The sequence below is a fragment of the Haloarcula sp. CGMCC 1.2071 genome, from assembly GCF_037078445.1.
In the GTDB taxonomy this organism is placed as follows: domain Archaea; phylum Halobacteriota; class Halobacteria; order Halobacteriales; family Haloarculaceae; genus Haloarcula; species Haloarcula amylolytica.
The window spans coordinates 1-24,309 of the sequence record NZ_JAYMGY010000024.1; the positions used below are offsets into that span (position 1 = coordinate 1).

A 24,309-nucleotide genomic window follows, 5' to 3' on the forward strand; every position below is an offset into this window, starting at 1 on the left:
TCGTCGAGGCTGTTGACGACAAAATTAAGCAGGTGTTCCTCTTCTATCTCGTTGTCTGCTTCGGAAGGTTGCACATCCTCCCAAAGCAGACACTTCCTCTAACCCGATGTGATCGACTGGAACTCGAACACCGTCGGTAATTGGGTTATCGAACCAAAGTTACCTTTCGCAATCAAGTCTCGAATTTTACAGCTTTCCAGCCTGTCGAAGCTGTGATTTCTGGTCTTCAGTCAGAACCGTCGTTCCACATTCCGGACAGGAGGTATCCGTGAGCCTGACGATGTCCAGTTCGACATCGCGACTTCTGAACTCACAGTTTGGACAATCGACACCCGCTGCTTTCCCGGCTAAGAAGATAACACGGTCTCGAATAGTATCGTCCAAAGGCACCTTTCACTGTAGACAGTCTTGCGTCGAAAGGGTTGCGCTCTTATTTTGAACCGAGTAGGAAAGATATGATATGAACGTCAACACTTTCAGTAACTCGGTTCTATACTCTTCATATGTCAAGCAAAACTGGAGTATCCCCACTTGACATCCGGTTCTCCGAGAAAGAGCTTGACAAGCATCGTAACCACATCGTTTCATTTATCGAGACACAGCTCTCCGAAGCTGGCTCTGATCGGGCGGTACTTGGACTCTCCGGCGGGATTGACAGCACGTTGACTGTTCATCTAACGGTGGAGGCACTCGGGGTTGAGAACGTCCACGGACTGGTTATGCCTGGAGAGGTAAGCCGCGACGAGAACATGAGCGACGCAGAACGGATTGCTCAAGATCTCGAAATCGAATATGATGTCCTCGAAATCAATCCGATCGTGGAGACGTTCTTTGATGCCTATCCTGAAGCGAGCGACGATACGATTGCCGTCGGTAATGCCCGGGCTCGAGCGCGTGCTGTTCTCAATTATCTCGTCGCGAATCACGAGAATGCACTCGTCATTGGAACAGGGAACCGGACTGAGGCTGCTGTCGGGTACTTCACAAAATATGGGGACGGAGCTGTTGATTGTCACCCTATCGGTAACCTCTACAAACAGCAGGTTCGACAGCTCGCCCGGTATATCGGTGTCCCCGAAGAGATCGTGACGAAGACGCCGACAGCAGGTCTTTGGGCCGGTCAAACTGATGAAGAGGAACTGGATATTGACTATGACACATTGGATGGGATTTTGGCGCTCCACGTCGACGGACCACTCTCTATTGCTGCTACCGCCCGCGTACTCGATATTCAAGAACAGACTATCGAACGGATCCGAGATCTCCACGAACAGAGCGCTCACAAGCGAGCGGCTCCCCCAAGTCCCAAGTCACCAGACTGAATTGATTACAGCGAACTGTTGCGAGAGTGATTGGCAAATCGTCGGTCTTATCGAATCGAATTCAATATGCTTCGTTTGCGGGCGGCTAACTCATACTGTCGGCTGTAACATTACGGAAGAATTCGGCGCCCCGGGGCGCCGAATATCTCCGCGTACTTACAGCCGACAGTATCAGTCTCGATAGCGTATCGGGCTTCGGACCAGATTGTCGCGGGTGCAAATCTCGTACTGCCCGTTGAGCACTGCTGGTCCTATCACAGGAGATAAATCGGTGATGACAGAACGCACGGTATGGACGAGATTTTTGCTCCGTGGCGGATCGAGTGGATTGAGCGGGAAGATAAGAATCCGGACGTAGATGAGTGTATCTTCTGTGAATTCCCGGAGCGAGACGACGATCGCGAGCATCTAATCGTCGCCGAAAACGACCACGCGTTCGTCATGCTTAACAACTACCCCTATAATCCAGGGCACGTCATGGTCATCCCGCGAGCACATACCGGGGCGTACGAAGATCTCTCTGACGAGGTGTTACTCGGCCATGCACAGCTCAAGACGCGAACGTTCGAAGCGATGAGGGAAGCATTTGCTCCCGACGGATTCAACGCCGGACTTAACCTGGGGGAGGGAAGCGGAGGGTCGATTGACGATCATTTGCACACCCATATTGTCCCGCGCTGGGAGGGTGATACGAACTTCATGCCAGTTATCGGGGATACAAAAGTCATCGTCCAGGCTGTCGAGGAAACTTACGACCGCCTCCATACTGCATTCGCGGGCCTCGATGATACTTCGTCTATAGATGGCGACACCGCAGTGCAGATAGACAACTAGTCGGGGTTCAACTCCCTCTTGCGGCTTTCGAATCTCGCGGGGTGTGGGTTGCGACAGACTACTCAACCCCGGCTTTTAGGTTGGCGACTCATATATCCAGTATGTACTTCGACGTGGTCCAGGGCAATATCACTCGGCAGACTGCCCATGCAATGGTGAACACTACCGCTCCAGAATGTCGAATGGAGTGTGGTGTTTCGGGGACCTTTCGAGACCAAGTAGAGGGCTCGATTGTCGAGGAGGTCGAGCGAGAGCAGCCTCTCGAAGCTGGTGATGTCGTCGTAACTGATGCATATAATCTCCCTGCACTCTATCTCCTTCATACGGTTCCCGTCTCAGGATCTGGATCAGCGACAGAAGCCAGCATTCGGACAGCGATTCAGGCTGTTCTACAGCGGGCCGATCACTTGGAGTGTCATTCGCTCGCCCTTCCCCTCCTTGGCTGTGGAGGCGGGGGATTCGACCTCGAAGCGGGGGCAATATGCATCGGTGAGGAAATCCAGGAGTTTGATCCCGAATACCTGGCTGACGTCCGCGTGGTTTGCCGTTCAGACCGGAATTTCGAGATCCTCATGGACGCTGTTCGTGAAGTTAGAGCTCTTCAAGAACGTTGATGAGCTGATTCTCTGGCGAGTTCAGACAGGTGGTAGCAACGGCGTTCCATCCGCCTGCGGACCGAGAGCTGGTCCATACGGCGAATCGTCAGGGTCGAGTCGTCGGAACTGCTGATAGTCCGTCGACCGTTCGACCGGGACCCGACCGATGGCAGAGATCATGTCGACGTAATCCTGGAACGAGCGGAACTCGCCGTACTCGCCACCTGCCCGCTTCGTGATCTCCTCGGAGAGTATCGTTCCCATGAAGTCGTCTGCTCCGCAGGAAAGCAGTTTCAATCCCTTTGCGTTCCTGAATTTCACCCACGACGACTGGATATGATCAATGTTGTCGAGGAACAAGCGAGCGACGGCGATCATCAGTTCGTCCTCGGCATTGGAGGCCCCAGCAGAGACCATGCCGCGCTCGTAGAGTGGCGTCTCCTGGTGTACGAACGAAAGCGGGACAAATTCGGTGATATTTCCGGTTCTGTCCTGGAGCTCACGAATCCGCTGGAGGTGGAGCACGCGATGCATTTCGTTTTCGACGTGACCGTACATGATCGTCGAGGTCATCGGCAGGCCAACGTCGGCTGCTGCGGTCATCGCGTCGAGCCACTCGTCGGTGCTGATTTTCCCGGGGCAGATGACCGACTGTACCTCGTCGACGAGGATTTCAGCAGCTGTCCCCGGAACGGAGTCGAGTCCGGCATCCTGCAACCGCGAGTAGACCTCGTGGTAGCCCCAGTCCGCCCCGCGCTGGGCGTGGTATGCCTCCTCGGGTGTCATCGAATGCACGTGGACACCACCGACATCTATCGCTTCCATCTGGGCGCAGTACGTGCCGGGATTTTTTTCGTACTCGCTGGGAGGTCGATAGTTTATATCTCCACGCTCGCTCGATTCGAGGATTTCGCGATGTTCATCGTCGAGCGCAAATGCGGGATGCAGGCCGGACACAGACGTTACCTCGTAGATGCCCTTTTCGAGCGCATCACGAACGATAGTCTGCGATTCTGCAGGTGTCTTCGTGAAGCCGCTGTGGTCGTCTTGATACGATGTTCGGAACTGCTCGGAGCTGTCCTTGAAGTTACAGAAGAGACAACCCGTATTGCAGGCAGTTGTAACGTTATTGTTGAGATTTGCGACGAACGTAACTTCCTCACCGACCTGTTCTGCCCGCCGACGGTTCGCTGCTTCGAGAACAGCCTCTTTGCGCTTCGGGACAATTCCCTGCTGATCCGATCCTGTAGTCATCAGCTCGACACCGTCGGCTACAGTCAATCGCTCGCCCCTTCTCGCCTTGCTCAATGCGTTCTCGAACGATTGATCCGTTTCGGGTTGATGAGTGAAATTGAACTGCTGTCGCGAGATGTTTGTCCGTTGTTCGGATGTGTTCGCCACGGAAGCCGATTCTCGCAGTAGCAGTAAAAAGTCTGTGTGGCTGTCGCTTTGAGAGCAGGTGTCCTCTCCACACCCTTTTTCAGTATCCCTTGCCGACCTCTATGTGATTACTGCCGGAGAGTTTGGAATATGACCGAGATTCAACTCACAGTCGTGAAAGCGTATCCGACCGATACTGGCAAAGGGATTGCACGACTCACCCCGACCAGCTTCGATGAACTCGATCTGAGCCCCGGCGAATTCGTCGCTATCCAAGGGGAGCAGACGGCAGTTATGAAGGCACAGCGTGCCGATCCCGAGGACTGGACGAATGATATTATTTGTATCGACGGTTTCGCTCGGGACAACGCCGGCGTCGCTCTCGGGGAGCAGGTCACCGTTCGATCGGCGTCGATTCAATTCGCCGACGAGGTCACGCTCGCACCGATAGACGAGATGTCGACTCCTCCCAATCACGATATTGTAGACCTCGTCAAACAGGAGTTACTCCACCGCTCTATCACCCAAAACAATCTCGTTCCGATAACCGCTCAGAGCACGCAGCCGTTCTTGCGTTCGCCCGGGGATACGCTTACGTTCGTTGCAACCGATGTCGATCCGGCAACGGTTGTCGAAGTCACTGACGACACTACCATCAAAGTTCGCGAAACACCAGTCTCGCAGAATCCCGAAGTTCGAACACAGGACGCCATTACGTATGACGAGATTGGTGGACTCCAGGAAGAACTTGACCGCGTCCGGGAGATGATCGAACTCCCACTCAATCATCCCAAGCTCTTCGACCGGCTGGGTATCGAGCCGCCGAAAGGTGTCCTCCTGTATGGACCACCCGGCACAGGAAAGACACTCCTTGCAAAAGCTGTCGCTAACGAGATCTCGGCGAGCTTCCATTCGATTGCTGGGCCGGAGATCATCTCGAAGTACTACGGCGAGTCCGAGCAAGAGCTCCGTGACACCTTCGAGGAGGCGCAAGCAGAGGCCCCCGCGATCATTTTCATCGACGAACTGGACTCGATCGCTCCGAGCCGAGAGGAGGTCACGGGAGAGGTCGAACGCCGGGTTGTCGCCCAGCTACTCTCGTTGATGGACGGACTTGACGACCGCGGGGAGGTCGTGGTTATCGGTGCGACGAATCGACACGATGCGGTCGATGCAGCGCTTCGACGCCCTGGCCGCTTCGACCGGGAAATCGAGATTGATGTTCCCAACGAAGCCGACCGGGAGGAGATCCTCCGTATTCATACCCGAGCGATGCCACTGGCGAAAGACGTCCATCCAAGTGATCTCGCGACGCAGACGCAGGGCTTCGTCGGTGCAGATCTCGAATCACTCACGAAGGAGGCCGCGATGCACGCCCTCCGACGGTATCTTCCGGAGATCGATATCGAGGAGGACGAGATACCGCCGTCTCTCGTCGAGCAGATAGTCGTCAAAGCGGTCGACTTCGAACGTGCCCTTCCCGGAATCGAGCCCTCTGCGCTCCGCGAGGTCGACGTTCGGATTCCAGAGGTAACGTGGAAGCACGTCGGGGGGCTCGATACCGTCAAGCAAGAGCTTCGCGAGAGTGTTGTCTGGCCACTCGATAGCCCGGAGAAGTTCGAACGACTCGGGATCGATGCAGTGTCGGGCGTCCTTCTCTATGGACCTCCCGGAACGGGGAAGACGCTCCTCGCGAAAGTCGTCGCCAACGAAACGGACGCGAATTTCATTCCGGTTCGCGGGCCGGAACTCCTCTCGAAATGGGTCGGCGAATCTGAAGAAGCGATCCGGGAGGTCTTCCAGAAAGCACGAAAAGTCTCGCCCTCGATCGTCTTCTTTGACGAACTCGATAGTCTCGCGACGAGCCGTGCCCAGGGTCCGGACGGTGGGAGTTCTGACCGTGTCGTCAACCAGCTCCTGACGGAACTCGACGGCCTTCAGTCGATGGAAGACGTGGTCGTAATCGGGGCGACGAACCGGCCGGATATGCTCGATGCGGCACTCCTACGGACGGGGCGGTTCGGCCGGTTGATCAAAGTTGAGGAACCAACATTCGAGGATCGCGAACAGATCCTCAAGGTGCATACCGAAGAAACGCCGCTCGCCTCCGACGTGAGTTTCCGCGAGTTAGCCGAACAGACCGACGGCTACGTGGGGAGCGATCTCGAGAATCTCACCCGAGAGGCCGCAATCGAAGCGCTACGAGATGACATGGAGGTCGTTTCGATGCGTCATTTCGATCGCGCTATCGACCGGATCCGACCGACGATGACCGATGCGACCAGTGAATACTACGAGCGGATTGATGAGGAACTCGACCGAGAACGCTGGCCGGACACGACCGGGAGTGGTCCTCGAGGCTTCCAGTAAGCAACGGGAGGTATCAGGAGAACTTTTGGGCTGGCAGTTTGTGGCCCGGGCTGTCGATGATCGTACTTCACGCGAGTTTTCCGATCGATCCGGGTCGGCGTGATGAAGCGCTCGAACTGGTCGACGATCTCGTCGAGCAGTCACAGGCAGAGGACGGGATGATCGAGTACCGGGCGACGACGGATGTCCAAGACTCGAACGTCATCCGCTTCTTCGAGCAGTACGAAGACGCAGAGGCGTTCGAGTCGCATACGGAAACAGCACACTTCCAGGAGTTTGAGGCGGCACTGCCGGACCTCCTTGCCGGCGAACCCGAAGTTATCCAGTTCGACGTCGATAGCGCTACCGAACTTGAGCTGTAACGTCGTTCTCGGCAATCGAACGCCGTCGGGACTGCACTATACACCGAGGGTATTATAGAATCATTGATAAATATATTACTTTCCTCACATATGGCTGAATACGCTGATAAATAGAGATGTAACGTGTCAAACATCGTCTCCGAATCTATCATATCCACCGTCAGTGGCGAGTCGATACTCCACTTGAAGTACGATACGGTTATCCCTGTCCAGAGAGAAGATAAGGAAATGACGCCCTCCACTTCCACTACTGAGCGACAGCCGCCCGACAAGGCGACCCTCTATTGTCCCGAGTGCGGTCTCGATAGTCATATTAATGGCGACTGGACCATCCACATACTCGCCAATTCGCTTACCTACGAGTGTCCGAATTGTGAAGCGGTGATCGATTCTCGCCGGAATCAAAAGGAGTTGGCTGCATGGAGTGGTGGATCGCTTCATTTCGCGACCGAGAACTGACCTGTACATAGGTAACACCAGTCTCCCACAATTTGATAGCGTTCAGTCATATCACTCTCAACCTGAGTTATTGTCCATCGAATAGGATAATCAGCTCCCTGTATTGAGCGAATCGAGTGAGTAAGGAACTGGTATGAAAAATAATATATAACGTCCTCTCACACTACTCGTAATTTCGATTTCAGCGATGTTTTAGGGCTGCTCGTAGACGCTTACTGTATGGCTGATTTACGACTCGTTATTCTCGGGGCTCCTGGTGCCGGGAAAGGGACACAGTGCGAACGCCTCGTTGACGAATTCGATCTTGCGCACGTCACGACCGGTGACGCGCTCCGCGCGAACAAGGATATGGAGACTGAGTACGGTACGCCCCGGAGTTTCATGGACGAAGGCGAACTCGTTCCAGACCCTGTCGTCAACGAGATCGTCGAAGCAGAACTAACGGCTGCAGATGGGTTCGTGCTCGACGGCTATCCCCGGAATCACGATCAGGCCGAATATCTCGACTCGATCACCGACCTCGATGGTGTGCTGTATTTAGCGGTCGACGAAGATGTACTGGTTGACCGGCTTACTGGGCGACGAGTGTGTTCTGACTGTGGGGCAAACTACCACGTCGAGTTCAACCCACCGGCGGAGGCAGGGACCTGTGACGAGTGTGGTGGTGACCTCTATCACCGAGAGGACGATCAGGAAGAAACCGCCCGTGAGCGGCTGCGCGTCTACCAAGAAAACACGCAGCCGCTCATCGAGTTCTATCGGAACCGTGGGGAACTAATCGAAATCGATGGGGAGCAATCCATCGAAGCGGTTTGGGAGGATGTCAAAGATGCCGTGCGGTCGACCAGTTCGTAATACCGGAAAATAGGGCCAGGTGTCGATTTTACTCTTCGTCAGCGCCGTCCTTGATCTCTGCGAGCTGGTCCATGAGTTCATCGGTGGAGGCGTCCGTTTCGAACGTGATCTCGCCTTCGTGCTCGTTTTCGTGGACACTCACGCCTTCACTATCGTCATCATCGGCATTGACGTCCTGGTTCTGCTGCTCGGATTCGTCATAGCTCCCAAAACCCATATGCGACGATAGCGGTGGCGTGGACTAAAAACAACCGGTCCGCTTGCAGGTGGTTATGAGACGTTCGGTATCATATACCAAGATAGATGGGGCTGGGCTCTCCATCTCGAAGGAGAATGACCGCTGACGTTGCACAGTGTCCGGAATGCGGGTGGACCGGCCAGGAGTCTGATTTCGAGGTAGACGGCAACGAGCGAAAGTGCCCCGTGTGTCAATACACGATGAAACGGGTTTGAATTCAGTATCCAGCGAACCGAATACCTATACCTACTGGTTGACCAGAGAGAAATACGATGCCTTCCTGCGACAATTGTGGCTCGTTCGTGACTGAGGCCTATGTGCGGGTGTTTGCACCAGAGGGTATGGAGACTGTTCGAGTGTGCCCTAGCTGTGAAGACAAAGTTCGGGATGGGGCAGACGTTCGAACAGCTCGCTCCACGCGACAGCAGTAACTCTGGACTCTATCGGAATAAAGTGGCGGCTCGGATTCCCGCGTCATCACAAGGGGCTCAGAGGGGTAACCATTCATCATTGCCGCCATCTCACACTCTCTGCTCAGTCGTAACAATCCCTTGGACCGCAAAGAGGTGTATCTGAGCCCACCGGGTGCTCAATTCAGTATCGAAACTGTCGAGTCCCGACCGTCCCGACTACTGAGAAGAACACGTATGAAATTCGGTATAATTGGGCTCGGGAGAATGGGCCAGATCGTCGTGGATCGAGTTCTCGCTGCCGGTCATGACGTCGTGGCCTTCGATATTGACGAGAACGCAGTTGCAACGGCTCTTGAACGGGGAGCATCGGGGGCGGCATCGATTTCGGATGTCGCGGATCAGCTTGGAGACGAGAAACGCATCTGGCTCATGGTGCCAGCGGGTGACCCAGTTGACGCTGCGCTTGACGAACTCGAACCATCGCTCGCCAGTGATGATATCGTCGTCGACGGCGGGAACTCGAACTTTCAGGATTCGATTCGGCGAGCAGAGTCAACTGACGCTGCGTATCTAGACTGTGGAACGAGTGGCGGGCCCGCCGGTGCAGAACGCGGTTTCTCGTTGATGGTTGGTGGTCCGGAGTGGGCATACGACGAACTCGAACCTGTATTCGATGCCGTCGCGACAGGCCCTGACGGCCACGAACGGATGGGGCCAGCAGGCTCCGGACACTACGTGAAGATGATCCACAACGGCGTCGAGTACGCGCTGATGCAGGCATACGGAGAGGGATTCGAACTGCTTGCAAACGGTCGCTATGATCTCGACCTCGAAGCAGTAGCACGAACGTGGAACAACGGAGCGGTAATCCGTTCGTGGTTGCTCGAACTCTGTGAAGAGGCATTTCGCGAAGAGGGGAACGATCTGGATGGTGTTGCAGACTACGTTGCGGGTGGCTCGACCGGAACGTGGACTGTCCAGGAAGCGCTCGAACAGGAGGTCCCTGTTCCCCTCATCTACGGCGCACTAGCCGAACGCTTCAGTAGTCGCAACTCGCGATTCTCACGGCGTCTCGCCAATCGTCTCCGGTATGGGTTCGGACGTCACGAGGTCAAGCGACAGGACAAGAGCGAGTAATATCGTACCGATGGAGTCGCCGGAGTCGTATCCGCGGATCTCGAAGTTGCTTTCCGCATTGCTCTCCGAACTGGGACTATGGACGTGACCTTTCTCGGAACGAGTGGGGCAGTTCCGACAACCCAGCGCAATCCGAGCGCAATCCTGCTTCGCCGGGAAGGGGAACGATTTCTCTTCGATGTCGGAGAGGGGACACAGCGACAGATGATGCGCTTCTCGACCGGTTTCGACGTTTCGACTATCCTCCTCACACATCTCCACGGCGATCACGTCCTTGGTCTTCCCGGGCTTCTACAGACGCTCGATTTCAATGAGCGAACTGCACCTCTCGACATCTACACGCCTGCCGGTACCTCTGGAGATGTTGAGAACCTCCTCGACGCGACAGGAACGACACCGGGCTTTCGTGTTCAGGTACACGATGCGACGCCTGGGAAGCCGATTATCGAGCGTGACGAGTACACGATTCGAACCGTCGAGACCGACCATCGAACACGTTCCGTTGGATACGCACTCGTCGAAGCCGAGCGGAAAGGTCGATTCGACCGTGAGCGAGCCGAAGAACTTGGCGTTCCAGTCGGGCCAAAGTTCCAACAGCTCCACGAGGGATCCCCTGTGGAACTCGAGGACGGAACTGTCGTTCAGCCAGAGGAGGTCGTCGGTGACCCACGTCCGGGGCGGCGCGTCGTTTATACCGGCGATACCCGACCGACAGAGCCTGTTGTTTCGGCCGCTGCGAACGCAGATTTGCTCATTCACGATGCGATGTTCACTCAGGACCGACAGCAGCGGGCGCAACAAACCGGTCACTCGACGGCCCAGGAGGCAGCTACTGTCGCCTCGAAGGCCGGTGTTAAGCGACTCGCACTCACACATATCTCCTCACGGTACGCAACCGATGCTGAACCGCTCGAGAACGAGGCTGTCGAGAAATTCGGTGACAATGCGTTCCTCCCTGATGATGGAGATACGATTACCATTCCCTATCCCGAGATCGACGACGAGTAGTCCTGTGGATATGGAGGGAAACCATCCAGCGAAGGGATTGTATGGCCGGTCGTCCTACAGGGAGAAGTGACTGAGAATCGCTCATCAATAGCCTGTGGTGATGAAGAGTGGACGGTAGAGGATTTGACGCGACGAGTCATGTGGACGACGGAGACGACGGAGTGTCTGAATTGTGGCTCGACGGTCGATCTCGATACTGCACACTATTACGCAACGCTTCGGTCTGACCGATCAGATTCGACGGAGACACGGACGGTCGTCTTTTGCTCGCGGAACTGCTTCGAGGAGTGGTGCTGATCGTCGGATGGATTTTACTATCCAGTCTGTGTATGTCTTCGTATGGAGTTCACCGTCATTCAAGGCGATATCGCGGCAGAGAGTGCGGATGCACTGGTGAACGCCGCCGGGACGAGCTTACAGATGGGCAGCGGTGTCGCCGGCGCTCTACGACGCGGCGCGAACGGCCCGATCAACGAGGAGGCCGTCTCGAAAGGTCCAGTTGACCTCGGCGGCGTGGCCGTCACTGATGCGTATGACCTTAACGCTGACTACGTGATTCATGCAGCGGCGATGCCCCACTACGGAGACGGTCGAGCTACCTCCGAGAGCATTCGCGAAGCCACTCGAAATACGCTCAAGAAAGCCGACGAACTCGGCTGTGAGTCACTCGTCATTCCGATTCTCGGGACAGGAGCTGCCGGCTTCGATTTCGAGACGGGTGCGCAACTGGTCTGTGAAGAAGTCTGGTCGTACGAGCCCACGTCGCTCACCGATATTCGTGTGATCGCGTATTCGGAGCCAGAATATCAGACCGTTACCGATATCGCAGATCGACTCCAGTCGTCGTGAGTAACCCTCTCAGGTGACTCGTTCGTGTTCGACCACTAGTGGCGATTCTAGCGGTCATACAGCGGCGGTCTGGAACTCCTCGCGAATCGCATCGACGATCGCCTCTCGGTCGTAATCCCCTGCAGTTGCGCTCACGAGCGTGATGTCGTCTTCATCGACTGGAATCCAGATCTGGAGAAATCCCTGTGAGCCGTCCATGTACGCGACTTTCGAGGCCGGTTTCTGCCAGAGTTCAGCCGGTTTATCAGTGTACTTCGGATGAATTCCCTTGGGAAGGGGTTTCGTCGTCTCCTGTCTGAAGTCCGGATCCGTCTCGAGTCGCTCTCGAATATCTGCCGTGATCGTGTGCCGGTCGGCATCCTCCTCGATTCGCGTGTTCACCGTCCGCACCGTTCGCGAGATAAACTTCTCCAGCGTCTTGTCCGGGACGATCTTGTCGACGTCCTCGAAGATTTCTTGCTCTCGAATCCGCGGCGTTCCACTGATGCCGGAGACGATCCGATCGTCCCCTGGCTCGTGACAGACACCGAAATTCGCCCGCGGCCGTTCACCCAGCTGGGGCTGATAGATATCCGGGAGTTCGAGGAGCCGCGCAATCTCGAGTTCTCTGTACACCCCATACTGCTTCCGGAGGAGGAGTTTGAACTTCGACATCTCTTTGCGTGATGGAGAGAGGAAAATGAAGCGTTGAAGCACCTCCTGATTGGGCGCGTCATCGTGGTAGAAGAAGGTGTGTGTCTCGTAGTTCTCGAGCGCAAACCAGACGAGGTAGTCGATTGGGCCGTCGTTGACAAAGATTGCTTCTTCAACGGGCTGCTCGGAGAACTTCGGACAGCGCTCACAGAAAGTATCGACCAAGTGCTGGACGTAATCTCCCGGGTCGAGTCCGTACTCAGAAATGAACTCCCGAGGCATATACGGACCTACGGAGACCGTCGCTAAAAGCCACTCGAAGCGTCAGCACTTGGCGGCAAGTCTCCATCGGGATTGGCGAGAGCAAGTGCGGCTCGGTGGTGGCCGTCATCACAAGGGGCTCAGTGCGGGGGTAAAAGGATCGTCATCGCCGCACTCGAATGCATCTTATTGACCGGTCGTCTTCAGCGTTCTCTTTCTGCGATACATCCTGCTATCAGGACGGTTCGAGATCGGGAAATCGAGCAACGAAGCGGCGGTTTGGGGATGGTGTGATTTCGAGTCGCACTTCCCGAACCAACGTGTAATACCGTCTGCGTCCGTCTTTATACGACTCCAGTAAGCCTGCGTCAGTGAGGACATCGAGATGATGCGTCGCGGTTTTCCCGTCCATTCCGACCTCTTCCATCAACTCGGAAACGTACATATCGCGCCGAGAGAGCAATCGGAGCAGCTCGAGTCGGGGCTTCGATCCGAGTACGTCGAGCGAGTCCATATAGAGATAATATTCCAACGAAATTTTATCTGTTACGGACCGCACGTCTCGAATGTACTATGCCTGAAGTCCCTGCCGAAGAAGAGGAAGTACCGTCGATAGAAACAGTCACAGACGGCTACTTCGAGGAAGAATACTACATCGGCGCTGAGGATGCTGGCGACTTCTTGATCAAACTCGGAGAGCAGTTCAAAGAGGAGGACGAGATCACCATTACCGGCGACGACTGGGAGCTGCCGTTCGCGTTCGGCGAGCCCGTCAAGCTGGATATCGAATTCGAAGGCAACGGCGAGCCGGAACTGGAGATCGAAGTCGAACTCTCCGGACGTGTCGAAGACGAGACCCCGGATCTCGCATAGACGCGGCACAAACCATCCTGTACCGTTATAGCAACAGCGCGAGTAGGGCCACGTATGCAATCTCGTGTTCCTACTCTTGTGAGAGAGGAGACTACCGATTCTGACGATTCAGACGACGAATCCACGCCCGAGGAGTCTGTCTCCGCTGATGACTCCTCAGACGACGAGAAATCACTCGATGAAATCATTGACACCTACGCAGAGTGAGCCCCTGATATGGTCGATACACACCGATTCCCGTCGGAAAGCACCTCGCAACTCCAGGAAGCAATAGATACGATTGTCCAAGCATTCAGTCATCCGGAAACGATCTCCGTCACCTATACGTTCGAAGACGGACAGAAACGGACGATGATCGAGGTGCCAACTGGTGATGGCGCTACCACCTACGAGCTCGTCTACAACGGACAGGACGACGACGCAGAACCAGAGCTCAAATCGGTCGACGAAGATGACCAGTCACCGAAACCGTCGAAGTAACCGCCCAATCGACGGGAATACTCGCTCCCCTCTGAATGCCTCGATTGTCCCGCGTATTGCCTCAATTTCAGGGTCAGCAGCCGAAATCGACCCCTCCTGTACCCGCTGTGAGAACATCTCGATGAACGACTGTGCGCCCGCCACTGCATCGTCGACTGTGTCGTATTCATCGACAGGGTAATCGTGCCGGACATGCGTCGACGTTCGATTGATCGTCGATAACCGGAGTTTGAATCCCTCATCGGCTGTCTTCGACATCACAGAGACAACAAACGTCGTGTCATCTGCTGTTTCGTGTTGATACTCGACGACTGCGGTGCTATGCTGGGCCTCCTCGCGTTTCCTTGTCCACTCTGCTGGAAGGCCAATATCGGTGTCAGTCATCAGGACCACCGTCGAGAATGGAACGACTGTGTCGTCCCCTCGTCGGCTGATAGTCGAAGGCGAGACGGGCCGGTGATGGCTGGGTGACCCAGAGTACACCATCGACGAGGGCAGCAATCGCTGCCATCGTCTCTTCATCGTGAGCGGTGTAGTCAATTCCGAGAAGACAGAGGCCCGACTCGGAACGAAGCCCAGTGATTCGCTCAAGGACAGTACTCACACGAGTGATAGACGACGCCTTGAGGATTGGTGTGAGCGAGCGGATGACGAGGTGATGCGCTCCATTACTCGGTGCCGAACTGTCGGAGAGATCCGAGAGGGCCATGACCAGCCGTTCGAGGTCGCTCGGCGAGGGTGTGAAGACGACATGTGTCTCGCCATAGAGCGCTGAGACGGATTGTTGCTCTGAAACTGTGTCGACGATGCTGATCGATGGTCGCCCGGTCTCCCCTCCCAGACGGTCATAGACGGCAATCGTTCGATCGGCACTCTCTGTCGTCGTGACGACAAAGGCTGTATCCTCTTCGGTCCCTTGAGCACAGAGAATACGGAGACACACGGCGTACTGAGACGGATCACCAGTGGTCGCGACGAGAACGGTCGCGCCCCCGCTGAGGCTGTCCGGGAGCGGATCGACCTGCAAGGCCTCTGTCTCGACAGTGCTGTTGGCGTTCTCGTCCATCAGTCAGCTGTCACCACGAGGCTGGGGATTGTTTGTTGAACCCGTCAGCTGAGACAGCGCCTGTTCGGGGTAGTATCGAGCCTCACATGCCGGGCACTCGGCGATGCGCACGTGGCCCTGCCAGCTCGTCGCGACTGGAAGGTCCCGTGCATGGACCGTCCGTTCGATAAGCTCCGTGCCACAGTCCGAACAGGGGATATCTGTTTCATTCATAGGTGGATACGTGGGTCGTGCACAGTCCCGTCAGGGAGACCCAGGACCACCGCAGACGGGTCGGCATCCGGCACGGCGCATCTCAGAGCAGTGCCATCGAGGGACGCCCCCGCAGTGGCGGCGAACCGATGGGCGAGCGAAGAAAGGACGGGACGGAGCCCTTAGTACGACGTGACGTTGCTGTGTGCCGGATAAATAGGTTTCGGACAGCCGCTTTACGCGACTGAACATTCAGGTACTGATTTTCGGCGCTCCCGAGCGTGGGACGCACGTCTCTCAATCGAAGCGGAATGTTTCCATATTTTTCGGCGCGTGGGTTCGGATATTGAATTCCTGATACAGGCCAGACGAGAGTTGGTCTGTCGAGGATTCATCGCCGTGAACACAGAGGATTCGCTCTGGACGAGGGTTCATCGTCCGCACGAAGTTCTCGAGGCCGTTCCGGTCGGCGTGACCGGAAAACCCACTGACTGATTCGACGTCGAACCGAAGCGTCAATTGTTCGCTACGGCTCCCGCGGTCACTGAATGGGATCTCGCGACGGCCACTCTGAATGCGCCGTCCGAGCGTGCCCTGGGCCTGGTAGCCGACGAAGATGAGCGTGTTTTTCGGGTTACCCCCAAGCAGTTCCAACCACGACATAATCGGGCCGCCGGTCACCATCCCGGAGGTCGAGAGGATGATACAGGGCTCGCCACCTGCGATATCTTCCCGCATCTCCTGGCCACCGTCGACCTGCTGAAACTGGTCGGCGAGGAACGGGTTCTCGTCCTCGTGGAGAATTCGCTGGCGGAGTCCATCACGGAGGAACTCAGGATAGGCCGTGTGGATCGCCGTCGCCTCGCGAATCATCCCGTCGAGATAGATCGGCATCGTCGGGAGTCGATCCTCACGCATTGCCTCCTCCAAGACGAGCATCAACTCCTGGGATCGACCGACAGCGAACGCTGGAATTACGACTATCCCGTCCTGTTCGTACGTGTCGTTGATCAGCTCGATGAGCTTGCGCTCACTGTCCTCCTGGTCGGTCTGGTAGTCGTTGCGCCGTCCGTAGGTCGACTCCATGATGAGTGACTCGACGCGGGGGAAGTCGTTCGATGCCCCGTTGAACAGCCGAGTATCGGTGTGGTGGACGTCGCCGGAGAAGACGATGTTGTGGAAGCCGTCGCCGACGTGGAAGTGCGCGACTGCACTGCCGAGGATGTGGCCGGCGTTGTGGAACGTGAGTTTGATATCTGGCGCAATGTCGGTGACGTTGCCATAGTCAACCGTAATCGTGTGTTTGAGTTCTTCCCGGACCATCGCGCTCTCGTACGGCGGCGTACGCCCCTCCTTGGCTGCAACGTCCAAATAATCGAGCTGGAGCAGGCCCATCAGATCACGGGTCGCCTGCGTCGTATACACTGGTCCATCGTACCCGTACTTGAATAGGAGCGGGAGTAACGCACTGTGGTCAAGGTGGGCGTGAGTCAGGACAACCGCGTCGAGATCTGGGATGGGGTTCGCCTCGGGTATCTGGAGGTATGGAACCTCGCCTTCCGCACCAGGTTTGTCCCCACAGTCGATGAGAACCCGTGTTTCGGGGGTACTGAGGATGAAACTCGCCCGCCCGACCTCACGACAGCAGCCGAGCGTTGTGACGCGAACCCATTCAGTGTCGTGCATCGGTTCGCGGTGGATTTGGTTCCCCACGCGTTCGAGAATCTCGCGGCGCTCGTCGCGCTCCTGCATCAGGAAGTTCCGGACGTTATCAACCGTCGACGATTCCATCGGCGGTGTTCGGAGAACTTCGGGTGTCCAGCCGACCTCCTGTGTGATTTCACGGAGAGTGCTGGCGCGACGACCGATCACGAGCCCCGGCTTCTCAGCTTCGATGAGTACCTCACCGGTGGCAGGATAGAACTGCAGATTCGTGATGCCGGCATCTTCCGGAATAAGGTCGAGAATGCGGGGCTCGGCATCTGCCGGACTCGCCTGCGTGCCCGCCGCAGGCCGGACCGTGATTCGTTTGCGAACCGTACTGGCGAGTTTCCGGATCAATCCATCCCGCTCGGCAAACTTCCGTGGCGTTTCAGTGTAGATGACGAGTTCTGGACCCTCGTAGGTCACCCGTGAGATATCGAGATCGTCTGGAATCTCAGCCTCTACCTGAGCCTGCATAGTCTCGAGCGGATCGTTCTCGTCGTCAGAACTCATACTTGGGCGAGAGTATGGATTGTGAGCGATGGGCGATACGGCGAATATACCCGTTTCTCGACGGGGATGTCGGCTGATGAGGGAACTCCATGACCATGGATTTTCGAGTAGTGGGAGACATTCACTGATCAGTGCTCTCCGGAATATCCCCGCGATGCTGAGGTGGGGAAGACCGATACAGTATGCTCTCCAGCGTGCGAACGAATGAAATCGTTCGATTGAGACTACCCGAGGGCCAATATAAACCTTTTCCGACGCATCGTTCCGGGCTCAGATCGGCTGTTAGTGAGTAGAAATCCCAACGACTAAGCGATTCAATGATGAAGTAGAATTCGTCATAACCCTCGCGAGCCGCGAAAATATACCGGGATTCGGGAACATCGCCCGATGAGGCCACCGCGGCTGAGGGCGTGTATCGCCGCTCGCGGCAGTCAGCGACCCTGCCGCTGAACCGTGGGCCCCACGCAAGGCATACGTGGGAACAACTAACCTGGAGGTCGTTCCGGGATCTGCTCCCCGGAATGGACCTGCTTCTGCTCTTTCGCCATCTTATTTCCTGGCGCAACCCGCATTATCGTCCACAATTCCCCAATTTCATATACGTAGTCGGAGAACTCCGCGATGGAATGTCTGACCTAATCGTCAAAGCAGCCGTGAAGGATGCACTCTCGGACAACAACGTCTCGGCAGATTTCTACGACACTCTCAACGAGGAGGTCGCCGAACTGCTCGACGACGCCGCAGAGCGTGCCGAGGCCAACGACCGAAAGACGGTTCAGCCCCGCGATCTGTAGGCCTGCTTAGCGTAGCCGCCCCCGTCACTCGAACGTAGCTTTTTGAGGTTCCTGCTCAGAAGTTAGGAAACGGAGATGGCGGACGCACCGGATACCGAACGGCAGGCGGTCGAACCTGATGCGAGAGAGGTCCTTAGCGTGTCCCAGCTAAACGACCGGATCGCGTCGGTCGTCCAGGACACGCCTGCCCTCAACGGTGTCCGGTGTATTGGCGAAGTCACTGATCTCCACCAGAACAGTACGGCGCTCTACTTCACGCTCACCGACGGCGACGCCGAGCTCCCCTGTATGATCTGGGCAAACCGCTACCGGGAGATGGACGCCGATCTCGAGGACGGGACCGAGGTCATCCTCGAAGGCGATATCGACTACTGGGTCGAAGGTGGGAAAATCGACCTCAAACCGTGGGAAGTAATCGTCGTCGGCGACGGCGACCAGGCCGCTGCCGTGGAGCGACTGCGGAGCGAACTCGAAGAGCGTGGCTGGTTCGATGACGAACAGAAACAGCAACCGCCGGCGTTCCCGGAGCGGGTCGGCGTCGTCACGTCCCTCCGAGGGGACGCCCGGTACGACATTCAGAACGCGATCCACGGGCAGGACCCCACCGTCGACATCCTGGTGAAGGACGCAACCGTCCAAGGGTCGAACGCGCCGACGTCCATCGCGAACGGCATCCATCATCTCGACCGTTCCGAGGACGTCGACGCCATCATCGTCGGTCGGGGCGGTGGGAGCGATTCGAACCTCCAGGCCTTCAACACCGAGCGGGTTGCGGAGGCGATCTTCACCGCGAATACCCCGGTGGTCACCGCGATTGGACACACCGATGATCGGCTCATCACGGACCAGGTGGCGGACGTCGCGACGATCACGCCGACCGCCGCTGGCGAGTATAGCGTGAACTCCCGCCAAGAGTTCCTTGCAGGTGAGATCGAGCCGCTGGAGCAGCAACTCGAGGCAGCGTGGATCTGTCCATCCCTGAGCTTCCAAGCGGGACACCACCGACTGACGCGCAACCTGCAGACTGAAGCGCGCCCGAATCGCTTCGGAGGGCTTCTTTCAATTGGGTCCGGTTTGTGGACAGCAAATGGCGACACTGTGTGATTTCGGTGGGTATCGCTATGCAGTCACCGATTCCACAGTTTTCAGCAGAGGGGATACGTAGTTCGGTATAAACAGACGCTTTCCCTGATGGGCGACATTGCTGCGTCAGCACTAGGTTTATCCCGCTCGACGGACTTCCTTCTAGTATGAGCCTTGAAGAGACGGTTGACTACCTCGCCGAGGAACTTGACCTCGAGCGAAGTGAACACGTTCGCGAGGTCGGTCAGTCGGTCGCCGAGCTTCGCGACTGATCAGAACATTTCTCTGAAGTCCCGTTCGACGAGCCCGTCCTCCAGATACGTGATGAACTCTTGTTTCGTTGGTCCTTGTCGGTCGAGCAGATCATCCCGTTCTGCACGTTGGAGGACTGCCTGAGCGAAGTCCGTACAGTGTGACTCGTGCTGCTCAGCGTACTCTGAGAGGGCTTCTCGCCAGTGCATATCCAGCTCGAACTCGGCTAATCGGATTTGGATCCCGTCTTTCCGTTCGACGAGGTCGACGTCCAGCTCTTCGAGCTGCTTGAAACGAAGGTTATTCCGACGGACCGTAATGAGCCGCTTGGAATCGACGATGTAGGGATCGACCCACTCTCGCCAGGTATCGTCGTCGACGTGCGTTCGTGGCATCTCAAAATTCGGGTCCACACTCTCAATACAGAACTGCAGCATCGCGATGCCAGTTCGATGATTCGCATTCGGGAGGGAATGTCGGAGAATCAAGTTCGACATCACTTCTCCAGCGACGGTCGGCAGTGGTGCTCCCCAGGAGACGTGATCGAGTGCCTGCTGGATCTTTTTTGGTTCGAACTCCTTGTAGAGCCGAAACTCATCCTCATCTCGAACATCGACAGCTGCTTCGAGCAACTCTACTAATCGGAATGCGACAACCTGCCCAGCACGGGGGAGGTCACGAATACGGTCGCTCAGCCATTCCTGATCGAAGTCGATATCTTGGGCTGATTCAATCTCTGAATCGCCTTCGTAGAGTACATAGACTGGAGTTTCGAAGGGGTACCCGATGAGCTTTGTCGACTCGTCGGATTGCTCCCGCTGAGATAGGATTTCTGCCACCGATGCCGAGCTATATTTGAGTGAGAAATTCTCGGCCTGTGGGTGGTGATAGAAGACGAGCCGAGCCATCTCAATGTGTATTCGTGGGAAGTGGGTGAAATAGTCCCGCGTTATATATTGATTTCTACTGACCTCGTCTTACGACGTAATGGGTGCGTTTACGTTCTCTAGAACTGCCTTATCTAGGATCCGTACCTGACGGCAGTCTGAGACCGAGTTCTCGCTCAAGAATCTCGGTAATAAGTTCTTGGACCAGTGCAGGGTCACCGCTACAGCGAGTGGTTCTACAGAGCTCGTCAAATGACTTTGCTAGGGCCTGTACTACTGATTCTGGTGCCTCTGTTGGGTTGATGACGGGGAGGTTTCGGAGTGTGCTAATGCTGAGCGTTCTATATCCAGTTTGGCGCGGGTGCGTTTCCTTCTGTAACAGTCGTGCCGCAAACTCACTGTTAAGGTACGCCAGCAGTGCTTTCAGCTCTGTGTTGTCAAGTCGGACCTCGTGAAGCCCGTGGAAGTTATGGATATTTCGAGCGCCCATCTCGTTCATAATGAACGGGAAACCATTACGGCTGGAATCTGGAACCACAACCTGCGGGGAATCGTGACTTCGCGGTCGGTACCACTGTTCCCGTTGGTCGAACGTGTTGTTGCCTGTGAGGTCGTGGTTTGTTACTGCAGTACGCAGATACGACTGTACCTGCGCTTCCGCTGCATCGTTCGCTCTTGACTTCGAGCCAGTTCGGATTCCTTCAGCGAATGTGTCGATATCAGCGGAAACGTTTGAGAGTTTATCCGGCGTGAGAAGCCACACTGCAGTTCCGCTATCTTGTAACTCCTGCCAATCAGACTCAGTGAAATCGTAGCCATCAACAACTGACGGGCGGCGAACGATGCGTGTAAGGTGTCGCTCCGAGATTTCGTACTCGTCTACAGTTTGCTGTGAAAGGCAGAAGAATCTAGCTGCCCCGGTGACGGTTCCACGGTGGCAAGACGCGAGGGTCTGCAACGGCACGAGACCGGGTGTCTCGATTTCGTCAGCCTCGAACAGGGACTGCCAGTTGTCTGCTGGATCGAGTTGTTCTTGCCGTCGAGAAAGCACTTCTCCCCACGACAGTTCCTCGGTAACTGTGCCACTAATGACGTCACGCAGGTCATCTGCGTCAATATCTTTGTCCACACGGATGAACTTCGTATCACCACGGGGCGTATCCGCTGCAGTCGCTTCCAAGAACAGGAGAAGTGCAGTCTCGTCCGCGGTTTGGAATATCGACGTCGTTTCTGGGTTGAATCGGACGAGTGACTTGATCCGGAATTCCTCTAAGAGGAACTGTTTGAGAGTCTCTCCGAATCTGCGGCTGAGCCAACTCTGCGGCGTCAAGAAGGCTACCCGATCTCCGGCGTCAAGGAATCTCTGCGAGTGGTACACGAAATACGTGTACAGCGGAGATTTTGCGCTAATCGCACCGTCTGTGACTTCCTCGAATTGAGCGTTACGTTGTCGTTTATAGTTCTCTAGAAGAGATTCTGATCCGGTATATGGTGGGTTCGAGACGATTCCACCGATCCCGTTAGGCAGGTCACTCGGTGAGACTGAGAGGAAATCTCTTGTCCGCAGTTCGTGCGGTTGTCGACACAGCGTCAGTACGGTCGTGCCCATCAGCATTGAGAGGGGACTCTGATCGATACCGACCACGTCCTGTGGATCAGAGGAGGTTTTCCAACCGGGGTAGAACGGACTGGACAAAGTCCCAGCGCCTATCCCGGGATCGAGTACCGTACTGCTGGTGTTAGTGACCCACGAACGCATGAGCCGGCCGATGTCTGGGGGGGTCCGGAACTGTCCCAGCATGTGACGACTGTCACTCGTCGTTAGGGTCTCGTAGAGGTTCCCGATATCCTCTGCAGGGTTACGAGATGAGAGGAGTCGGCCTCGGGCTTCGACGATGGGCGCAATCAAGTCGGCATCGGCTTGCCACAAGATCATATCGATGGGACGTTCGCTGAATGCTTCTTCCTCGATCACATGCTGTGCGTGCTGGAAGTCTACTCGGATGTCGCTCGAAAGAGGAGGTAAGTCACTATGACGGTGGTGGTACTCGTACAGCGTCGCCTTCAGTAGGAGGTTGAGTATACAATGCTTGGCGAGGATTGTCATCCGGTCCTTCCGCGGGCTTGTGTCGATCCCATGTTGTTCACACCAAGTCTGGAGAGAGGGGTTGTTGAGCGTATCAGGGCCGATGCTAGCTGTAAGGCTGTCAGCAGCAGATGAGAGGAGGTTGACGAAATCCTCGTTGACAATTGACCCGTCCAGACAAGGGGGTTCCGTTGGTGTTCCAGTTGTACGTGGAACAACGGATGTGATGGGAGAGTCATCCGCGATATCGTTGCTGCTGAAGGTTGGGAGTCCCTGGCCCCTTTGATTTGGTGTAGCTTTGGGGGTTGAACTCGGTTGTATCAGGCTCGCTCCGGCGATTTTCTGCATCGTGATGGACCGGTCTCATGAACCTCTCGTTTATAAACGTTAGTCGGACAGGGTGTAGGGTGAGAATGATCTCGTTCGTTCCCACAATATGCGGGAAAACCCGTTGACCTCGCCAATTCCGGACTGCCAGTACGAACCCCAGATTGTGAGCACGACCATATCGTGCGTTACCGCGACCAGAACGCTCGCGCGTCATTTGGCGATGAAACCTTCGGAATCGAAGGAATCGAATGGAATCTTCGAATCGGAAGAACTCGATGCGCGGAGTTGTTCAACAACTAGTTGCTAAACTTCTCTTCTCAACTGTGACGCGGCTATGCCGAAATAGAAGTTTGACAAGATAACCAGAAGGTCGCTGTACGGAGTCTGGAGAAGGTGACATCCTCGCCCCCCGTGAACAGTAGTTACCGATTCGGAGTCTGTTCAGTGTTAACTAATCCGGTGAGATCAAAAATCCCGAAATCGTGGCGGATTGCGACGGGGAGGACGTCACCTCCCTGATCGACTTATTCGATGTCATAATTGCTGAGGTGTAATCACCTCGCCGAGACAGACTGTCGACACTTCACTACGAGGGATCAACCCAAAGTAGATCTCACCACTATCAGGGTCGCCGCGAGCCTCCGCATGCCCTACTTGGATCTGGCCATCATCTCGGTACGTGATGGACCAGAGTCCTGGATCCTCTGATGGTTCGACGTCATCCGGTTGAACGGAGGGAATCTGATTCAGCCGAGCGCTCAAATCAATCACCTCCCCATTCCTTAATTCTAGCCAGACTTCAGCGTCGAATTTTAGCGCAATAATATTTGCTGATGAGGCGGTCTCCAGTAACTGGTCAACTGTCGGGTGATCACCTGTATCATCTGAATTCAACTGACAGTGCCACTTGACCTCCCCACCCACAAGCATTGGTGCCCGGCCGCCACGCAATTCTACTGTAATCTTCTCACCAGGTTTAGCTGCAAGGATGTCAGGGATGACCACCGGTCGTGTCTCCCACGGTAACTGAGTGTCAGTCCACATAGCTAATATGAACCCTCCTCAGCACCTGTTTCGTTAAACACAGTGCACTGATTGCGCTCATCAGCGTTGATGACACTGTCGCCTCTCTTGAAGGAAGGCGAGTCGATACATCTGACAGCGAGATTGGTCTGTTGGTCATGTCGAAATTGCACACCTGTTATTTAACAATCTCAGTCGATCACATCGGGTTAGAGTAAGCGTCTGCTTGGAGAGGATGTGCAGTCAACCCAAGCAGACAGCGAGATAGAGGAAGAGCACCTGCTTAATTTTGTCGTCAACAGTCTCGAA

25 protein-coding genes are annotated in these 24,309 nt (G+C 55.8%); 15 read left to right on the top strand and 10 right to left on the bottom strand.

What is annotated here, in order from left to right:
• Positions 1–503 precede the first annotated feature (503 nt).
• The 3 genes from VI234_RS19725 to VI234_RS19735 all read left to right on the top strand — a co-directional run bounded on the left by VI234_RS19725 (position 504) and on the right by VI234_RS19735 (position 2,770).
• Positions 504–1,322, top strand: a complete 819-nt coding sequence (locus tag VI234_RS19725) for an NAD+ synthase (RefSeq protein WP_336331007.1) — start codon at positions 504–506, stop codon at positions 1,320–1,322.
• A gap of 291 nt (positions 1,323–1,613) precedes the next feature.
• A complete protein-coding gene (locus tag VI234_RS19730) occupies positions 1,614–2,156 on the top strand; it encodes an HIT family protein (protein WP_336331008.1) in 543 nt (180 codons plus the stop codon).
• A 101-nt stretch (positions 2,157–2,257) separates the two neighbouring features.
• Complete coding sequence (locus VI234_RS19735; protein WP_336331009.1) at positions 2,258–2,770, top strand: macro domain-containing protein; 513 nt, start codon at positions 2,258–2,260, stop codon at positions 2,768–2,770.
• Positions 2,771–2,791: 21 nt separating this feature from the next.
• Here the strand turns inward: VI234_RS19735 and cofH are convergent, their stop codons facing one another.
• Positions 2,792–4,123: a 7,8-didemethyl-8-hydroxy-5-deazariboflavin synthase subunit CofH gene (gene cofH, locus VI234_RS19740; RefSeq protein WP_442905044.1), complete on the bottom strand. Its 1,332-nt coding sequence runs from the start codon at positions 4,121–4,123 to the stop codon at positions 2,792–2,794.
• 159 nt (positions 4,124–4,282) lie between these two features.
• On the opposite strand from cofH, the gene VI234_RS19745 reads away from it, so the two are divergent.
• The 3 genes from VI234_RS19745 (at position 4,283) to VI234_RS19755 (ending at position 8,178) form a co-directional block, all read left to right on the top strand.
• Positions 4,283–6,502, top strand: coding sequence for a CDC48 family AAA ATPase (locus VI234_RS19745; protein WP_336331011.1), 2,220 nt, complete (start codon positions 4,283–4,285; stop codon positions 6,500–6,502).
• Between the two features lie 56 nt (positions 6,503–6,558).
• Positions 6,559–6,864: a putative quinol monooxygenase gene (locus VI234_RS19750; RefSeq protein WP_336331012.1), complete on the top strand. Its 306-nt coding sequence runs from the start codon at positions 6,559–6,561 to the stop codon at positions 6,862–6,864.
• A 678-nt stretch (positions 6,865–7,542) separates the two neighbouring features.
• The gene (locus VI234_RS19755) at positions 7,543–8,178 is read left to right on the top strand and encodes an adenylate kinase (protein ID WP_336331013.1); all 636 of its coding nucleotides are present in this window, start codon (positions 7,543–7,545) and stop codon (positions 8,176–8,178) included.
• A 28-nt stretch (positions 8,179–8,206) separates the two neighbouring features.
• Here the strand turns inward: VI234_RS19755 and VI234_RS19760 are convergent, their stop codons facing one another.
• Positions 8,207–8,395: a DUF5786 family protein gene (locus tag VI234_RS19760; protein WP_232688971.1), complete on the bottom strand. Its 189-nt coding sequence runs from the start codon at positions 8,393–8,395 to the stop codon at positions 8,207–8,209.
• Between the two features lie 293 nt (positions 8,396–8,688).
• On the opposite strand from VI234_RS19760, the gene VI234_RS21395 reads away from it, so the two are divergent.
• From VI234_RS21395 to VI234_RS19775, 4 genes are all read left to right on the top strand, one after another.
• Positions 8,689–8,847, top strand: coding sequence for a DUF7563 family protein (locus VI234_RS21395; protein WP_432419620.1), 159 nt, complete (start codon positions 8,689–8,691; stop codon positions 8,845–8,847).
• 216 nt (positions 8,848–9,063) lie between these two features.
• On the top strand, positions 9,064–9,966 hold the full coding sequence (gnd, locus tag VI234_RS19765) for a phosphogluconate dehydrogenase (NAD(+)-dependent, decarboxylating) (RefSeq protein ID WP_336331014.1): 903 nt from the start codon (positions 9,064–9,066) through the stop codon (positions 9,964–9,966).
• A gap of 78 nt (positions 9,967–10,044) precedes the next feature.
• A complete protein-coding gene (gene rnz, locus VI234_RS19770) occupies positions 10,045–10,974 on the top strand; it encodes a ribonuclease Z (RefSeq protein WP_336331015.1) in 930 nt (309 codons plus the stop codon).
• A gap of 339 nt (positions 10,975–11,313) precedes the next feature.
• Positions 11,314–11,823, top strand: a complete 510-nt coding sequence (locus VI234_RS19775; protein ID WP_336331016.1) for a macro domain-containing protein — start codon at positions 11,314–11,316, stop codon at positions 11,821–11,823.
• A 54-nt stretch (positions 11,824–11,877) separates the two neighbouring features.
• Here VI234_RS19775 and VI234_RS19780 read toward each other — a convergent pair whose 3' ends face one another.
• Complete coding sequence (locus VI234_RS19780) at positions 11,878–12,738, bottom strand: hypothetical protein (protein ID WP_336331017.1); 861 nt, start codon at positions 12,736–12,738, stop codon at positions 11,878–11,880.
• Between the two features lie 214 nt (positions 12,739–12,952).
• The gene (locus VI234_RS19785; RefSeq protein ID WP_336331018.1) at positions 12,953–13,231 is read right to left on the bottom strand and encodes a helix-turn-helix domain-containing protein; all 279 of its coding nucleotides are present in this window, start codon (positions 13,229–13,231) and stop codon (positions 12,953–12,955) included.
• A 59-nt stretch (positions 13,232–13,290) separates the two neighbouring features.
• On the opposite strand from VI234_RS19785, the gene VI234_RS19790 reads away from it, so the two are divergent.
• The 3 genes from VI234_RS19790 (at position 13,291) to VI234_RS19800 (ending at position 14,070) form a co-directional block, all read left to right on the top strand.
• Positions 13,291–13,590, top strand: a complete 300-nt coding sequence (locus VI234_RS19790) for an amphi-Trp domain-containing protein (protein WP_336331019.1) — start codon at positions 13,291–13,293, stop codon at positions 13,588–13,590.
• Between the two features lie 78 nt (positions 13,591–13,668).
• Positions 13,669–13,797 carry a hypothetical protein gene (locus VI234_RS19795; protein WP_336331020.1) on the top strand — a complete coding sequence of 43 codons (129 nt, stop codon included), beginning with the start codon at positions 13,669–13,671 and terminating at the stop codon, positions 13,795–13,797.
• 9 nt (positions 13,798–13,806) lie between these two features.
• Positions 13,807–14,070 (top strand): hypothetical protein, encoded by a 264-nt coding sequence (locus VI234_RS19800; protein ID WP_336331021.1) that lies wholly within the window; start codon positions 13,807–13,809, stop codon positions 14,068–14,070.
• Here VI234_RS19800 and VI234_RS19805 read toward each other — a convergent pair.
• From VI234_RS19805 to VI234_RS19815, 3 genes are all read right to left on the bottom strand, one after another.
• Complete coding sequence (locus tag VI234_RS19805) at positions 14,050–14,454, bottom strand: hypothetical protein (protein ID WP_336331022.1); 405 nt, start codon at positions 14,452–14,454, stop codon at positions 14,050–14,052. The genes VI234_RS19800 and VI234_RS19805 overlap by 21 nt on opposite strands.
• Positions 14,447–15,136, bottom strand: coding sequence for a DUF7504 family protein (locus VI234_RS19810; protein WP_336331023.1), 690 nt, complete (start codon positions 15,134–15,136; stop codon positions 14,447–14,449). Before VI234_RS19810 ends, VI234_RS19805 begins: the two co-directional genes overlap by 8 nt.
• 489 nt (positions 15,137–15,625) lie before the next feature.
• Positions 15,626–17,545, bottom strand: coding sequence for a beta-CASP ribonuclease aCPSF1 (locus tag VI234_RS19815; RefSeq protein WP_336331024.1), 1,920 nt, complete (start codon positions 17,543–17,545; stop codon positions 15,626–15,628).
• 626 nt (positions 17,546–18,171) lie between these two features.
• On the opposite strand from VI234_RS19815, the gene VI234_RS19820 reads away from it, so the two are divergent.
• Positions 18,172–18,339, top strand: coding sequence for a DUF1931 domain-containing protein (locus VI234_RS19820; RefSeq protein WP_135822921.1), 168 nt, complete (start codon positions 18,172–18,174; stop codon positions 18,337–18,339).
• 75 nt (positions 18,340–18,414) lie between these two features.
• A complete protein-coding gene (gene xseA / locus VI234_RS19825) occupies positions 18,415–19,443 on the top strand; it encodes an exodeoxyribonuclease VII large subunit (RefSeq protein WP_336331025.1) in 1,029 nt (342 codons plus the stop codon).
• Positions 19,444–19,694: 251 nt separating this feature from the next.
• Here the strand turns inward: xseA and VI234_RS19830 are convergent, their stop codons facing one another.
• The 3 genes from VI234_RS19830 to VI234_RS19840 form a co-directional block, all read right to left on the bottom strand.
• Positions 19,695–20,582 carry a hypothetical protein gene (locus VI234_RS19830; protein ID WP_336331026.1) on the bottom strand — a complete coding sequence of 296 codons (888 nt, stop codon included), beginning with the start codon at positions 20,580–20,582 and terminating at the stop codon, positions 19,695–19,697.
• 109 nt (positions 20,583–20,691) lie between these two features.
• Positions 20,692–22,995: an Eco57I restriction-modification methylase domain-containing protein gene (locus VI234_RS19835; protein ID WP_336331027.1), complete on the bottom strand. Its 2,304-nt coding sequence runs from the start codon at positions 22,993–22,995 to the stop codon at positions 20,692–20,694.
• Positions 22,996–23,511: 516 nt separating this feature from the next.
• Positions 23,512–24,021: a hypothetical protein gene (locus VI234_RS19840; RefSeq protein ID WP_336331028.1), complete on the bottom strand. Its 510-nt coding sequence runs from the start codon at positions 24,019–24,021 to the stop codon at positions 23,512–23,514.
• Between the last annotated feature and the right edge of the window lie 288 nt (positions 24,022–24,309).

Coding starts and splice junctions, on each gene's coding strand:
- VI234_RS19725 (WP_336331007.1), top strand. CDS start 504: ATGTCAAGCAAAACTGGAGTATCCCCACTTGACATCCGGTTCTCCGAG.
- VI234_RS19730 (WP_336331008.1), top strand. CDS start 1,614: ATGGACGAGATTTTTGCTCCGTGGCGGATCGAGTGGATTGAGCGGGAA.
- VI234_RS19735 (WP_336331009.1), top strand. CDS start 2,258: ATGTACTTCGACGTGGTCCAGGGCAATATCACTCGGCAGACTGCCCAT.
- VI234_RS19745 (WP_336331011.1), top strand. CDS start 4,283: ATGACCGAGATTCAACTCACAGTCGTGAAAGCGTATCCGACCGATACT.
- VI234_RS19750 (WP_336331012.1), top strand. CDS start 6,559: ATGATCGTACTTCACGCGAGTTTTCCGATCGATCCGGGTCGGCGTGAT.
- VI234_RS19755 (WP_336331013.1), top strand. CDS start 7,543: ATGGCTGATTTACGACTCGTTATTCTCGGGGCTCCTGGTGCCGGGAAA.
- VI234_RS19760 (WP_232688971.1), bottom strand. CDS start 8,395: ATGGGTTTTGGGAGCTATGACGAATCCGAGCAGCAGAACCAGGACGTC.
- VI234_RS21395 (WP_432419620.1), top strand. CDS start 8,689: ATGCCTTCCTGCGACAATTGTGGCTCGTTCGTGACTGAGGCCTATGTG.
- gnd (WP_336331014.1), top strand. CDS start 9,064: ATGAAATTCGGTATAATTGGGCTCGGGAGAATGGGCCAGATCGTCGTG.
- rnz (WP_336331015.1), top strand. CDS start 10,045: ATGGACGTGACCTTTCTCGGAACGAGTGGGGCAGTTCCGACAACCCAG.
- VI234_RS19775 (WP_336331016.1), top strand. CDS start 11,314: ATGGAGTTCACCGTCATTCAAGGCGATATCGCGGCAGAGAGTGCGGAT.
- VI234_RS19780 (WP_336331017.1), bottom strand. CDS start 12,738: ATGCCTCGGGAGTTCATTTCTGAGTACGGACTCGACCCGGGAGATTAC.
- VI234_RS19785 (WP_336331018.1), bottom strand. CDS start 13,231: ATGGACTCGCTCGACGTACTCGGATCGAAGCCCCGACTCGAGCTGCTC.
- VI234_RS19790 (WP_336331019.1), top strand. CDS start 13,291: ATGCCTGAAGTCCCTGCCGAAGAAGAGGAAGTACCGTCGATAGAAACA.
- VI234_RS19800 (WP_336331021.1), top strand. CDS start 13,807: ATGGTCGATACACACCGATTCCCGTCGGAAAGCACCTCGCAACTCCAG.
- VI234_RS19805 (WP_336331022.1), bottom strand. CDS start 14,454: ATGACTGACACCGATATTGGCCTTCCAGCAGAGTGGACAAGGAAACGC.
- VI234_RS19810 (WP_336331023.1), bottom strand. CDS start 15,136: ATGGACGAGAACGCCAACAGCACTGTCGAGACAGAGGCCTTGCAGGTC.
- VI234_RS19815 (WP_336331024.1), bottom strand. CDS start 17,545: ATGAGTTCTGACGACGAGAACGATCCGCTCGAGACTATGCAGGCTCAG.
- VI234_RS19820 (WP_135822921.1), top strand. CDS start 18,172: ATGTCTGACCTAATCGTCAAAGCAGCCGTGAAGGATGCACTCTCGGAC.
- xseA (WP_336331025.1), top strand. CDS start 18,415: ATGGCGGACGCACCGGATACCGAACGGCAGGCGGTCGAACCTGATGCG.
- VI234_RS19830 (WP_336331026.1), bottom strand. CDS start 20,582: ATGGCTCGGCTCGTCTTCTATCACCACCCACAGGCCGAGAATTTCTCA.
- VI234_RS19835 (WP_336331027.1), bottom strand. CDS start 22,995: ATGCAGAAAATCGCCGGAGCGAGCCTGATACAACCGAGTTCAACCCCC.
- VI234_RS19840 (WP_336331028.1), bottom strand. CDS start 24,021: ATGTGGACTGACACTCAGTTACCGTGGGAGACACGACCGGTGGTCATC.